We start from the raw sequence: 12,822 nt of genomic DNA, 5'->3' as shown, positions 1-12,822 counted from the left end.
CATTATTGCAAGGTGATGGTGTTATTTTAGATAAGCACGCAGAAGATGGCCGATTTCAGCCATGCGCACAGCACGCTGGTCTGGGGTAGTCTCCCCGCTGACCAGTTCATCTTTCAGGTGGATCTCAACCATTTCGCCCATCAGGCCATTGGATGCGCCGCGCACAGCGGCAATTTGTTGCAGGATCGCCAGGCATGGTTCGCCAGATTCCAGTGCGCGCTCAAGCGCATCAACCTGACCGCGAATACGGCGTACACGGGTGAGAATGCGTTTCTTATCTTCAGGTGAATGCGGCATACGCCCTCCAGATACTATAGGGGGGTATACTATCAGAATTTTTATGTAATTGTAAAAAAATAACATCTATTTAATGAGGGGGTGACGACCAGACCTCGTCAGATGAGACCTGGTCGCCAGGTCACTGAATGGCTTTCTGAACTAATTTTTCCAGATTTTTTAAGGGTTGAATTGCCGCAGTTAGTCCGGCATTTTTAGCCTCTTTCGCATGATCAAATTCTCCAAACAAAACAAGATTATTACTCTCAATGGCAGCTATAAGATGCTCACTGGTCTGCTGGTAATTATAAGTACTATACGTTTTGATCATGGTATTCCCGGTGTTGGCAGCATGACTGGTTACCGTCATAAGCAGATACAGTGCAGCTGTAATAAATATATTTTTTATAGATCGAAGCATCACAACATCCTTAATTTAACGATAGTCTGGAAAGCTATCTAAGACCAGCGGATACTTTGCCGGTATAATCTCTCTCATGCTGATTATGTGCAAGAATACATTTGGCCGAATGCACCATCGCAATAAGACCCGCAGCCATCATTATCGTGTCTTTTAAGACTAGTCGCCCGGCACCAGAAAGATAGGGAAATCCGGTATGAGCATCCTGGCCACTTACCCATGTTTCTGGTGTAAATATCAGGAATGTCAAAGTGACAAAAGGAGTTAAGAAGGCAAGTGTTGCCCCCCAAAAGCCAATTTTTGGTGATACATAATGAGCAAAAATTAATAATGAGAAAATGACTTCAACAATACCAAGTCCGGTAGAGTACCCATAAGTATTATTCGTATGATGCCATGCGCGGTTAGCCTCTATTAATTCGCCCTCATGGTTCATAAACTGAGTATAATTACTCGGATCGTTATAAAAGAAAGACATAAATGGGCTATTAGCTACAAAAGGAACAATGCTATCTGCTTCATAGGGAATGAACTTCAACAATCCTATCCACATAAATACAATGGCAATAGAAATGCGACAAAGATTTATTCCCACGTTTTCTTTCGTTAAAACATATTGGTATAGTTTATCCATCATATCCAGAAGTCCTGTGTTGTAGAAATCACGACCTTTATAGCCTTGTTATTTATATGCCTATATGTTCAGGAATCTATAATTTTTGTTTGACCGTCTGGAAAGGTCAAAATATAGACTATGGATAAGTTCGGTTGAGTGGAATGAACTCCTTGTCTTTCGGTTTGGCTATCAAACTACTCGCAACAAATCGTTGTATAACATGGTGAACGCATGTCTCTCTTCATCGCCCACGGTTGCTGTATCCCTTATCCGGCAAAGTAGAGCATTCCTTTACCCTTTTCAGCATTAAGCGTATCCAGATATCTCCATCAGTTTATCGCTGTTATGCCGCGGGAGGTTGTCGTCAAAAAGATTCAGTTCGCCGTGCGTACCGGCAACCAACCTGACATGATCAATTTTTACCAATCCATACCCCCAGGCTTACAGCACTAATACCCTCTCACGTCAATAACCACTAAAAGTTAATGGTTTATAAAACAATTTAACCTTACAATAACCATACTTTTTCATGTCTTAAGTTTAAGCTGGAGAAAAAAATGGAGCTCAGCCGGAGGCAGTTCTTTCGAATCTGCGCGGGCGGTATGGCAGGAACAACTGTTGCATCTCTCGGATTCTTATCATCTTTTTCCGTTCACGCGGAAACCCGTCAATACAAACTCTTAAAAGCAAAAGAGACACGTAATAACTGTACGTACTGCTCAGTAGGCTGCGGCATGCTGATGTACAGCCTTGGCGATACAGCCAAAAACGTCAAAGAAAGTATCTACCATATTGAAGGCGATCCGGATCATCCGGTGAGCCGTGGATCGTTGTGCCCTAAAGGCGCTGGCGTGCTGGATTACATTCATAGTGAAACCCGTCTGCAGTATCCCGAATATCGTGCACCGGGTTCGGATAAATGGCAGCGCATTAGCTGGGATGATGCGATCAATCGTATTGCCCGACTCATGAAAGATGATCGTGATGCCAACTTTATTGAGAAAAATGCCCAGGGCGTTACCGTCAACCGGTGGTCCACTACGGGCATGCTATGTTCCTCAGCGGCAAGCAATGAAACCGGGATTCTGGACGGTAAATTCACCCGTAGCCTCGGGATGGTGGCCATCGACTGCCAGGCACGCCTGTGTCACGGGCCAACCGTGTCAGCGCTGGCTCCGACCTTTGGGCGCGGTGCAATGACCAACAACTGGGTCGATATTAAAAATGCCAACGTAGTGCTTATTATGGGCGGCAATGCCGCTGAGGCACATCCGGTAGGCTTTAAATGGGTGGTCGAAGCGCAAACTAAAAACGACGCCACCGTAGTGGTAGTCGACCCGCGCTTTAACCGTAGCGCCGCGGTCGCCGATCTGTATGCGCCAATACGCGCAGGTTCCGACACCGCATTCCTGCTCGGTGTAATCCGTTATCTGCTGGAAAACAACCAGGTGCAGCACGACTATGTGCGCCACTACACTAACGCCAGCCTTATAATACGTGATGACTATCAGTTCGACGACGGCTTGTTCAGTGGCTATGACGACAAAAAACGCCAGTACGATAAATCGAGCTGGTTCTATCAGCTTGACGAACAGGGTAATGCCCTGCGTGATGAAACATTGTCTCATCCACGCTGCGTGTGGAATTTGCTGAAAGCCCACGTCGACCGCTATACGCCAGAAATGGTTAACCGGTTGTGTGGGACCTCAGTGGCAGATTTCAATCGTATCTGCGAAATTCTCGCCAGCACCAGCGTGCCGGACCGCACCGCCACTATCCTGTATGCGCTGGGGTGGACACACCACTCCGCCGGGGCACAGATTATCCGCGCCGCCGCCATGCTCCAGTTGCTACTGGGCAATATAGGTATGGCGGGTGGTGGCGTTAACGCCCTACGTGGTCACTCCAATATTCAGGGCTATACCGATCTTGGCTTGTTGTCGACGAACCTGCCGGGCTATATGCCGCTGCCGTCGGAAAAACAGCCAGACTACCAGACTTATATTTCGCAAATCACGCCGCCTGCATTAGGCGTGAATGAGGTCAATTACTGGCAAAATACGCCGAAGTTCTTTGTTAGCATGATGAAGAGTTTCTGGGGCGACAATGCAACAGTGGAAAATAACTGGGGCTACGACTGGCTACCTAAATGGGATCGCCTGTATGACGTAATGACCCAGGCTGAATTGATGCTCGAAGGGAAGATTAATGGTTACATCGTTCAGGGCTTCAATCCGCTGGCGGCGTTTCCGGATAAAAACAAATCAACTCGCGCGCTCTCAAAACTGAAATATATGGTGGTTATCGATCCGCTGGTCACTGAGTCGTCCAATTTTTGGCAAAATCATGGCGAGATGAACGATGTAAACCCGGCAGATATTCAGACCGAAGTTTTCCGTCTGCCCTCCTCCTGCTTTGCTGAAGAAAATGGTTCAATCGCTAACTCCGGGCGTTGGTTGCAGTGGCACTGGGCTGCGGCAGAACCACCAGGTGAAGCCTTACATGACGGGAAGATCCTTGGGCGCCTGTTTATGCGCCTACGCGAGCTGTATCAGCAGGAAGGTGGAGCGAATCCGCAACCCTTGTTGAATATTGCCTGGAATTATAAAGATCCATACGACCCACACCCAGAAGAGATTGCGCGTGAAGCAAATGGCCAGGCGCTTGAAGACCTTTATGATGACAAAGGCCAGCTTATAGCCAAAAAAAGCCAGCAGCTCAGCAGCTTTGCACAGTTGCGCGATGACGGCTCGACCAGCAGTTTCTGCTGGGTCTACTGCGGAAGCTGGACAGAACAAGGCAACCAGATGGCCAATCGCGACAACAGCGATCCGTATGGTCTGGGCTGCACACCGGGCTGGGCGTGGTCATGGCCTGCCAACCGCCGTATTCTCTACAATCGCGCTTCGGCCGACCCATCAGGAAAACCGTGGGATCCCAAACGTGTCCTGCTGCATTGGGATGGCAAAAAATGGGCCGGTATGGACGTAGCCGACTACGGCCAGGCCGCGCCGGGCAGCAACGTTGGTCCGTTTATCATGAACCCGGAAGGCGTAGCGCGCCTGTTCTCCATCGACAAAATGAACGACGGGCCATTCCCGGAACATTACGAACCCATTGAGTCGCCTATTGGTACCAACCCACTGCACCCGGATGTTGTATCCAGCCCGGTTGCGCGTATCTACCATGACGATATCGCCAATATGGGTAAAGCGGATGCCTTTCCGTACGTCGCCACCACTTACTCCATTACCGAACTGTTCCGCCACTGGACCAAACATGCGCTGCTCAACGCCATCGCTCAACCCGATCAATTCATCGAAATCGGTGAGGCGCTGGCGAGCAAAAAAGGCATTGCGGCAGGTGATACGGTGAAAGTGATGTCGAAACGCGGCTTTATCAAAGCGAAGGCGGTGGTCACCAAACGTCTGCAAACGCTGACGATCGATGGTAAGCAGGTCGATACTATCGGTATCCCTTGTCACTGGGGCTTTGAAGGCGCCACACGCAAAGGGTTCCTCGCCAATACGTTAACGCCATCGGTGGGTGACGCGAACTCGCAAACACCGGAGTATAAAGCGTTTCTGGTCAACATCGAGCGAGCGTAAGGAAGGGAACTCATGGCTATGCAATCACAAGATATTATTAAACGCTCGGCGACGAACAGCATCACGCCGCCGCCCCAGGCGCGGGATTACCGTGCAGAAGTGGCAAAATTAATTGATGTCACTACCTGTATTGGCTGTAAAGGCTGTCAGGTCGCCTGCTCAGAGTGGAACGATATTCGCGATGAAGTGGGCTACTGCAACGGCGTCTACGACAACCCGACCGATCTCAGCGCTAAGTCCTGGACGGTGATGCGCTTTAGCGAAACCACCCAGAACGACAAGCTGGAATGGCTGATCCGCAAAGACGGCTGCATGCACTGCGCCGATCCCGGCTGTTTGAAAGCCTGTCCATCCGCTGGAGCAATCATTCAGTATGCCAACGGGATTGTCGACTTTCAGTCCGAGCACTGTATTGGCTGTGGCTACTGCATTGCTGGCTGCCCGTTCAATATTCCGCGACTTAATCCCGAAGATAACCGGGTCTACAAATGTACGTTGTGCGTTGACCGGGTGAGTGTAGGCCAGGAACCAGCCTGCGTGAAAACTTGCCCGACCGGCGCTATCCAGTTTGGCACCAAAAAAGAGATGCTCAATGTAGCGGAAACTCGCGTGGCGCAGTTGAAAAAACGCGGCTATGCCAATGCGGGCATCTACAACCCGCAAGGGGTCGGCGGCACCCACGTGATGTATGTACTTCATCACGCGGATCAACCATCGCTGTACCACAATCTGCCGGATGAGCCCAAAATCGCCGCACCAGTGAACCTCTGGAAGGGGATTTTAAAACCACTCTCCGCCGCCGGATTTATCGCCACCTTTGCCGGGCTGATTTACCACTACGTGGGAGTCGGCCCAAACAAAGAGACGGATGATGATGAAGAGGAGAACGGTCATGAGTAAAAGCAAAATGATTCTGCGCACCAAATTCATCGACCGTGCTTGTCACTGGACGGTGGTAATAAGCTTCTTCCTGGTGTCGCTTTCCGGTATTGCGCTGTTCTTCCCGACGTTGCAATGGCTCACCGAAACTTTCGGTACACCGCAAATGGGGCGAATTCTACATCCGTTTTTCGGGGTAATGATTTTCATCGTGCTGATGTTTATGTTCGTCCGTTTTGTACACCACAATATTCCCGATAAACAGGATCTTCCCTGGATTAAGGGCATCGTTGAGGTACTGAAGGGGAATGAACATAAAGTCGCTGATGTGGGGAAATACAACGCCGGGCAGAAAATGATGTTCTGGAGCATCATGAGCCTGATTCTGGTATTACTGATTACCGGCGTTATTATCTGGAGGCCCTACTTTGCCCATTATTTCTCAATTAACATTGTTCGTTGGAGTTTGTTAATCCACGCGACAGCAGCCATTGTGCTGATCCACGCCATTCTGATCCATATGTACATGGCGTTTTGGGTAAAAGGTTCAATTAAAGGGATGATCGAAGGGAAAGTAAGTCGACGCTGGGCGAAGAAACACCATCCTCGCTGGTATCGTGAGGTTGAACTTACTGAAGAAAAAGCACCAGAATTAGAGTCTAAATAAAATCAATAAGACCGCTGTTATTCAGCGGTCTTATTCTCTCAATTACCCAGTGATATGCTGCGGCGCTGCGAGACCTGATTATCAAGCGAATAAAAAGGCCCTCCATTCAATAATGAACAACCCCTACCCCACGCGCAGCAAATCACTGTATCTCGTGGTATAACGCGGCGAAAGCATGTCTCGCTTCATCGCCCACGGTTGTTGTATACCTTGTCCGGCAAAATAGAGCGTTCCTTTACCCTTTTCAGCATTGAGCGTATCCAGAACGGCCATCAGTTTATCGCTGTTACGCCGTGGGCGGTTGTCATCAAAAAGATTCAGCTGAGCAACGCCAGAGCTAAAAAAATCCCCCAGCATAACGCCCGCTTTCTGATAACGCAGCCCCGCTCGCCAGATGGCATCCAGGCTGCGCGTTGCTGCTGCAATGATTTCCCGACTATCCTGGGTTGGTGTCAGCAGTTTTATCGATGCGCTGTTACCGTAATACGGTTCATTCAGGGAAAATGGGCTGGTTTTGATAAACGTAGAGATAAACCGGCAGAACTGGTGCTCTCTGCGCAGCTTTTCCGCAGCACGTGAAGCATAGGTACAAATTGCCTCTCTCATCGCGTTGTAATCCGTGAGTTTTTCACCAAACGATCTTGAGCAGATAATTTCCTGCTTAACTGGCGCAAACTCCTCCAGCTCCAGGCAAGGTTCACCGCGCAATTCCCGCACAGTGCGCTCAAGCACAACGTTGAAATGTTTGCGGATAAAGCGAATATCGGTATCTGCCAGGTCGCAGACCGTTTTAATGCCCATAGCGTCCAGTTTTTTACTGATACGGCGTCCAACACCCCAGACTTCATCAACCGGGAGCGCAGTCATCAGCTTACGCTGACGCTCAATATTCGAGAGATCCACCACCCCGCCAGTCTGTTCCTGCCACTTTTTGGCAGCATGGTTAGCCAGCTTGGCCAGGGTTTTGGTCTGGGCGATACCAACCCCAACCTTGAGGCGTGTTTTCTGTAAAATGGTTGCTCTGATTTCCCGACCAAAATCCGTAAGGTCCCGGCAGTTTCGCACGCCCGTTAAATCGCAAAAGGCTTCATCAATACTGTACATCTCCACGCGCGGCGACAACTCCTCCAGAATCGACATCACCCTGCTGCTCATATCCGCATACAATTCGTAGTTCGAACTAAAACAGAACACGCCATAACGCCTGAACAGATCTTTCTGTTTGAAATACGGTGCGCCCATATTAACGCCAAGCGCTTTTGCCTCCGTGCTACAGGCAATGACACAGCCATCGTTATTTGAAAGAACGACAACGGGTTTGCCCTTCAGATCGGGCCGGAATGCCGACTCACAGCTGGCATAAAATGAATTAACATCCACCAGGGCAAACATAATGAGCCCGCGGCTTTAACGATAAATGTCACCACACCAAATATATCCAGCGTGTCCTCGCTGCTAATCATGATCGGCGCGTAGGCGCTGTTCTCTGGCTTCAGCATGATAACTGGGTGTAATTGCAGACGTTTAACGGTGAATTCGCCCTCAATAGCGGCAATAACGATATCTCCATGGGCAGGCTTTCTGGCGCTGTCGACAATCAGCAAATCGCCCTCGCCGATCCCCGCGCCCCTCATGGAGTCGCCAGATGATTTAACAAAATAGGTTGCGCTGGGATGCCGTACCAGCAGGTCATTGAGGTCGATACGTTTCTCAACGTAGTCCTGTGCCGGAGATGGAAAACCGCAAGGCACAAGATCGCTAAATAGCGGAAAGTGTTTAATTTCGCGGCGTTCCGCAGGCTGGAAAAACAACATAATAATCTGCCCCTCATTAACTGTATTTATATACAGTAGTTTTAATAAGGACAGCGATCAAGTGACAAGTGTGGCGAATTGAGCGTTGTTTAACCATCTTGTCGATAAGCTTTTATGATGTCTGGAAAAATAATCGGCTAAAAAAATGCCCCACATTTGCGGGGCATTACCTCAGGAGCGTTTTCGCGGCATCATGCGCAACAACGTATTATCCTTCCAGAAATAGTGATGTAGCAGAGCCGCGGCGGCATGCAGGCCAATGACAAAATAACCCAGGTTTGCCAGCGTTTCGTGCCATGATTTCAGCATATCGGCCAGTTCAAAATTGGCTTCTGCCGCATGTGGCATAACAATGCCGAATGCAACCCACGGATTTCCCCGGTTATACATCATCACCAGGCCAATAATCGGCAGCGCAATAAACAGCAAATAGATAACCAGATGCCCCAGATGCGCCATGCCAATCATCATCGGCTTCGGTTTTGGTTCAATCGGTGGTGCCGGATACTTAAGTCTGACCAGCAGACGCGCCACCATCAACGCTAAAATCGTGATACCACAGGAAACATGCACCATGTTGAACCCGGGACGATAGCTGCGCGGGAAAAATCCGCGAAACTCCATGGCACTGTAGGCCACAATGACCAACAAAAAGACCAGCCAGTGAATGCCAATTTGCAGGCCAGAATACTTCTTCCCCATAACACTTCTCGAATAAAAACAATAATGCGTCAACATAACGGGCTTTTGTTAAAAATTCATTAAGTTTTGTTCACCCATTTTCAGTCAGTTACGTTTAACCGCAAAAACAGCTATTGCCGCGGATGCCTGACTGGACTATGCCTGGTAGGGAAAATATGTCGTACCGTCTCATCCTGACAGGAGAAAACCATGAATAAAATTGGCATTAACGGTTTTGGTCGTATCGGTCGTCTGGTATTGCGTCGGCTACTGGAGGTCAAAAGCAGCGTGGAGGTCGTCGCTATCAATGACCTCACCTCACCGAAAATCCTCGCTTATCTGTTAAAACACGATTCAAACTACGGCCCGTTTCCCTGGAGCGTCGACTTTACCGAGGACGCACTGATTGTCGATGGTAAAAAAATTGCCGTTTACGCCGAAAAAGAGGCAAAAAATATTCCGTGGAAAACGACTGGCGCAGAGATCATCATCGAATGCACCGGTTTTTATACCTCAACAGAAAAAGCCAACGCGCACCTGGATGCCGGGGCCAAAAAAGTGCTGATATCCGCCCCGGCTGGGGATATGAAAACCATTGTCTTTAACGTCAACGACGACACGATGGATGCCAGCGATCGGATTATCTCTGTCGCGTCGTGCACCACCAACTGCCTGGCGCCGATGGCAAAAGCGCTGCATGACAGCTTCGGTATTCAGCTTGGCACCATGACCACTATCCATGCTTACACCGGAACGCAATCACTGGTTGATGGCCCTCGCGGGAAAGATCTGCGCGCCTCACGCGCGGCAGCAGAAAATATCATTCCTCATACCACCGGTGCGGCGAAGGCGATTGGTCTGGTGATCCCGGCCCTGAGCGGGAAATTAAAAGGCCACGCCCAGCGTGTTCCGGTAAAAACCGGATCCGTTACGGAACTGGTGTCGATTCTGGGTAAAAAAGTCACTGCGGAAGAGGTTAACGACGCGCTGAAAAAGGCAACGCTGAACAATGCATCATTCGGCTATACCGACGAAGAAATTGTCTCGTCAGATGTCATTGGCTCACATTTCGGTTCAGTATTTGATGCAACACAAACCGAGATCACCGAAGTGGGCGATCTGCAACTGGTAAAAACCGTGGCCTGGTACGATAACGAGTACGGTTTTGTCACCCAACTTATCCGTACGTTGGATAAATTTATCACGCTTTAGTGTTATGGCGGAGGATCGCCTCCGCCTCGTTTCATTTCCCGCTAATTCAATACGTTGTGAGTCTCTCCCCGTTTTCAACCCATTAAGTGTGCTATAGCTAACCTTTGCCACAAAGGGAGCACAGTAATGGAAGCACTGAGTCGAGAAACGTTAGAAACTATGATCGCGCAAGCCGTTGCCCACGCCGCCACCGTCTCAGTCTGGCCAATGGGTGAAGCCCCCGGAGCAAAAAACAGCGATGCGGTATTTACCCCCGAACCCAGACATACGGGAACCTCTCATTACGATCGTGCGGTAACCGGTATTCGTGCCCCAGAAATCACCGTCTACGCCCCCGCAAAACCGAATGGTGTGGGAATACTTGTCACCCCCGGCGGCTCTTATCGACGCGTAGTGCTGGACAAAGAAGGTAGTGCGCTGGCGCCCTTTTTTAATGCCCGCGGTTATACTCTGTTTGTCATGACCTATCGCTTGCCGGGGGATGGTCACGAGGAAGCGTCAAACGCACCGTTGGCCGATGCCCAACGCGCTATGCGCTACATTCGGGCTAACGCACATGAATGGGGAATCGATCCTTATCGTATCGGTATACTGGGCTTTTCCTCCGGCGGTCATGTGGCAGCCAGCCTGGGAACACGTTTTGCTGAATCGGTTTATACGCCCCTCGATAGCGTAGACGAACAACCCGCCCGCCCCGCGTTCATGGCGCTGGTCTATCCGGTGATTAGCCTGCGTGAGAATATCGCTCACCCAGGCTCTCGCCTTGAATTAGTTGGCACGACCCCCGAAGAAAAGGACCTGCACCGCTATTCACTTGAAGAACGAGTTGAGAACACAACGCCGCCGACATTCCTGCTACACGCCATTGACGATCCGGCGGTGAAGGTAGAAAACAGCCTGGTCTTCTTTAATGCGCTACGTGAGCAGGGCGTTCCGGTCGAAATGCATCTGTTTGAACGCGGTAAGCACGGATTTGGTATTCGCGATGCGCAAGGGTTACCGCTGGCCATCTGGCCGGAAATGATGATGAACTGGGTAGCCACTAAAGTGTGAGGATGGCGCCGGGTGGCGTACAGACTCACCCGGCGAAAAACTTAGGACTGCAGATACACCACTTGCGTTTGCAGGTATTCGTTCAGACCATGTTTACCATCAGCCCCGCCAATCCCGGACTTACGCCAGCCAGCGTGGAAGCCCTGCATCGCCTCGAAGTTTTCTCGATTAATATAGGTTTCGCCAAACTTCAGCCCTTTAATCGCTTTCATCGCCGTATTCAGATTCTGTGTGTAAATCGATGAGGTCAGGCCGTAGTCGCTGTCATTAGCCATCGTCAGCGCCTCTTCCAGCGTATTAAACGCCACCACTGGCAGCACAGGACCAAACGTCTCCTCGTGCATAATCGCCATCTCCTGACGTACGTCTAACAGTAACGTCGGTGGATAGTAATAACCTTTGCCGGCAACGGATTTACCGCCCAGAACCACTCTGGCCCCTTCCTGCACTGCGCGCGCCACTTTCTGTTCCACACGTGCCAGCGCAGCCGCATTAATGAGCGGCCCCATCGCGATGTCATTACGCTCTGCCGGATTGCCAAACTGGACGGCTTTCATTGCCTCTCCCAGACGATTCACAAACTGGTCATAGATACCTTTCTGGACATACACGCGTTCGGCACAGTTGCACACCTGACCGGTATTGATCACCCGCGAGTCAACAATAGACTTCACTGCCAGCTCAAGGTCAGCATCGTCCATGACGATTGCCGGCGCTTTGCCGCCCAGCTCCAGACATACCTTAGTGATATTTTTCGCTGCCGCAGCCATGATTTTCTCGCCCGCCACAACGCTGCCGGTCATGCTCACCATCGCCACCTTCGGGTTTCCGGCCAGTTCCTGACCGACCGTTTCACCGCGTCCCAGCACCAGATTAAAGACCCCGCGCGGTAAACCAATGTCATCAACAATTTTGGCAAAGGCGATGGCGTTATTCGGTGTGAATTCACTCGGCTTAATGACAATGGTATTCCCCGTCAGCAAGGCGGGAGCCAGTTTGCGGGCAATCAGGAAAAACGGGAAGTTCCACGGCAGAATGCCCGTCGTCACGCCCAGTGCACGCTTAAACAGCAGGATATTCTCACCCGGGCGGTCGCTTTGCAGGATCTCGCCTTCATAGCGACGCGCCCACTCAGCCATGTAATCGATATAGTCGGCGGTAAACGCGACTTCAACGTCAGCCAGTTGTTGAATTTTTCCACCTTCCGCCACAATCAACGCGCTGATTTCAGCGGCTCGCTGACGGATGCCCGCAGAAATTTTGCGTAACCAGTTCGCCCGTTCAATAGCAGGCAGGGCTTCCCATTGCGGCTGAGCACGCTGTGCGGCATCGATCGCTTTACGCGCATCTTCAGCGCGTCCATCGGGAATACGCGAGATCAGCTCTTCGGTCGCTGGATTGATGACATCAATCCAGGCATCGTCGTGCCAGGTCACAAACTGCCCATCAATATACATAGGATGTTGTACGGGTACTGACATGCGCTTCTCCTGTGATTGATTTGTTTTTAACAAGTAAAACTATTGTTAATTAATACCAATCATGCATGACGCATTACTGCTGGAATTGTCGTTCTGTGAGCCGCTTCATAAAAG

12 protein-coding genes and 1 pseudogene are annotated in these 12,822 nt (G+C 50.2%); 5 read left to right on the top strand and 8 right to left on the bottom strand.

The genetic code is table 11. From position 1 onward, the window contains the following. Positions 1-21 precede the first annotated feature (21 nt). The 4 genes from G8S19_RS10680 to G8S19_RS10665 form a co-directional block, all read right to left on the bottom strand. On the bottom strand, positions 22-297 hold the full coding sequence (locus G8S19_RS10680) for a metal/formaldehyde-sensitive transcriptional repressor (protein ID WP_003833178.1): 276 nt from the start codon (positions 295-297) through the stop codon (positions 22-24). Between the two features lie 121 nt (positions 298-418). Further along, entirely contained in the window at positions 419-697 is a 279-nt protein-coding gene (locus G8S19_RS10675) for a hypothetical protein (protein ID WP_053065219.1), read from the bottom strand. A gap of 34 nt (positions 698-731) precedes the next feature. Continuing rightward, positions 732-1,331, bottom strand: a complete 600-nt coding sequence (gene rclC / locus G8S19_RS10670) for a reactive chlorine resistance membrane protein RclC (protein ID WP_370529561.1) — start codon at positions 1,329-1,331, stop codon at positions 732-734. 176 nt (positions 1,332-1,507) lie between these two features. Then, positions 1,508-1,558: a hypothetical protein gene (locus G8S19_RS10665; RefSeq protein WP_075551407.1), complete on the bottom strand. Its 51-nt coding sequence runs from the start codon at positions 1,556-1,558 to the stop codon at positions 1,508-1,510. A gap of 312 nt (positions 1,559-1,870) precedes the next feature. On the opposite strand from G8S19_RS10665, the gene fdnG reads away from it, so the two are divergent. From fdnG to fdnI, 3 genes are read left to right on the top strand one after another with little or no spacing between them, the layout of a single operon-like run. Continuing rightward, positions 1,871-4,921 (top strand): formate dehydrogenase-N subunit alpha, encoded by a 3,051-nt coding sequence (fdnG, locus tag G8S19_RS10660; protein WP_253686545.1) that lies wholly within the window; start codon positions 1,871-1,873, stop codon positions 4,919-4,921. Between the two features lie 12 nt (positions 4,922-4,933). Further along, positions 4,934-5,821 carry a formate dehydrogenase subunit beta gene (gene fdxH / locus G8S19_RS10655; RefSeq protein WP_003020306.1) on the top strand — a complete coding sequence of 296 codons (888 nt, stop codon included), beginning with the start codon at positions 4,934-4,936 and terminating at the stop codon, positions 5,819-5,821. Beyond that, entirely contained in the window at positions 5,814-6,467 is a 654-nt protein-coding gene (fdnI, locus tag G8S19_RS10650) for a formate dehydrogenase-N subunit gamma (RefSeq protein WP_003020312.1), read from the top strand. The genes fdxH and fdnI overlap by 8 nt, the downstream gene beginning before the upstream one ends. Before the next feature lie 123 nt (positions 6,468-6,590). Here fdnI and G8S19_RS10645 read toward each other — a convergent pair whose 3' ends face one another. From G8S19_RS10645 to cybB, 3 genes and pseudogenes are all read right to left on the bottom strand, one after another. Further along, the gene (locus G8S19_RS10645; RefSeq protein WP_253686543.1) at positions 6,591-7,859 is read right to left on the bottom strand and encodes a Y-family DNA polymerase; all 1,269 of its coding nucleotides are present in this window, start codon (positions 7,857-7,859) and stop codon (positions 6,591-6,593) included. 5 nt (positions 7,860-7,864) lie between these two features. Then, positions 7,865-8,281: pseudogene (locus tag G8S19_RS10640) on the bottom strand (translesion error-prone DNA polymerase V autoproteolytic subunit); the annotation flags it as partial. A gap of 171 nt (positions 8,282-8,452) precedes the next feature. Continuing rightward, positions 8,453-8,983 carry a cytochrome b561 gene (gene cybB, locus G8S19_RS10635; RefSeq protein ID WP_048211572.1) on the bottom strand — a complete coding sequence of 177 codons (531 nt, stop codon included), beginning with the start codon at positions 8,981-8,983 and terminating at the stop codon, positions 8,453-8,455. Positions 8,984-9,172: 189 nt separating this feature from the next. Between cybB and gap the strand changes: the two genes are divergently transcribed. Next, entirely contained in the window at positions 9,173-10,174 is a 1,002-nt protein-coding gene (gene gap, locus G8S19_RS10630; protein ID WP_086523686.1) for a type I glyceraldehyde-3-phosphate dehydrogenase, read from the top strand. Positions 10,175-10,300: 126 nt separating this feature from the next. Then, positions 10,301-11,227: an alpha/beta hydrolase gene (locus tag G8S19_RS10625; RefSeq protein WP_061067965.1), complete on the top strand. Its 927-nt coding sequence runs from the start codon at positions 10,301-10,303 to the stop codon at positions 11,225-11,227. A gap of 41 nt (positions 11,228-11,268) precedes the next feature. On the opposite strand, the gene aldA is transcribed toward G8S19_RS10625, so the two are convergent. Continuing rightward, positions 11,269-12,708: an aldehyde dehydrogenase gene (gene aldA / locus G8S19_RS10620; protein WP_124021177.1), complete on the bottom strand. Its 1,440-nt coding sequence runs from the start codon at positions 12,706-12,708 to the stop codon at positions 11,269-11,271. Positions 12,709-12,822 lie beyond the last annotated feature (114 nt).

Source organism: Citrobacter sp. SX206 (assembly GCF_024181025.1).
Taxonomy (GTDB): domain Bacteria; phylum Pseudomonadota; class Gammaproteobacteria; order Enterobacterales; family Enterobacteriaceae; genus Citrobacter; species Citrobacter youngae.
This window is presented reverse-complemented; position numbering and strand designations above follow the sequence as displayed.

Coding starts and splice junctions, on each gene's coding strand:
- G8S19_RS10680 (WP_003833178.1), bottom strand. CDS start 297: ATGCCGCATTCACCTGAAGATAAGAAACGCATTCTCACCCGTGTACGC.
- G8S19_RS10675 (WP_053065219.1), bottom strand. CDS start 697: ATGCTTCGATCTATAAAAAATATATTTATTACAGCTGCACTGTATCTG.
- rclC (WP_370529561.1), bottom strand. CDS start 1,331: ATGGATAAACTATACCAATATGTTTTAACGAAAGAAAACGTGGGAATA.
- fdnG (WP_253686545.1), top strand. CDS start 1,871: ATGGAGCTCAGCCGGAGGCAGTTCTTTCGAATCTGCGCGGGCGGTATG.
- fdxH (WP_003020306.1), top strand. CDS start 4,934: ATGGCTATGCAATCACAAGATATTATTAAACGCTCGGCGACGAACAGC.
- fdnI (WP_003020312.1), top strand. CDS start 5,814: ATGAGTAAAAGCAAAATGATTCTGCGCACCAAATTCATCGACCGTGCT.
- G8S19_RS10645 (WP_253686543.1), bottom strand. CDS start 7,859: ATGTTTGCCCTGGTGGATGTTAATTCATTTTATGCCAGCTGTGAGTCG.
- cybB (WP_048211572.1), bottom strand. CDS start 8,983: ATGGGGAAGAAGTATTCTGGCCTGCAAATTGGCATTCACTGGCTGGTC.
- gap (WP_086523686.1), top strand. CDS start 9,173: ATGAATAAAATTGGCATTAACGGTTTTGGTCGTATCGGTCGTCTGGTA.
- G8S19_RS10625 (WP_061067965.1), top strand. CDS start 10,301: ATGGAAGCACTGAGTCGAGAAACGTTAGAAACTATGATCGCGCAAGCC.
- aldA (WP_124021177.1), bottom strand. CDS start 12,708: ATGTCAGTACCCGTACAACATCCTATGTATATTGATGGGCAGTTTGTG.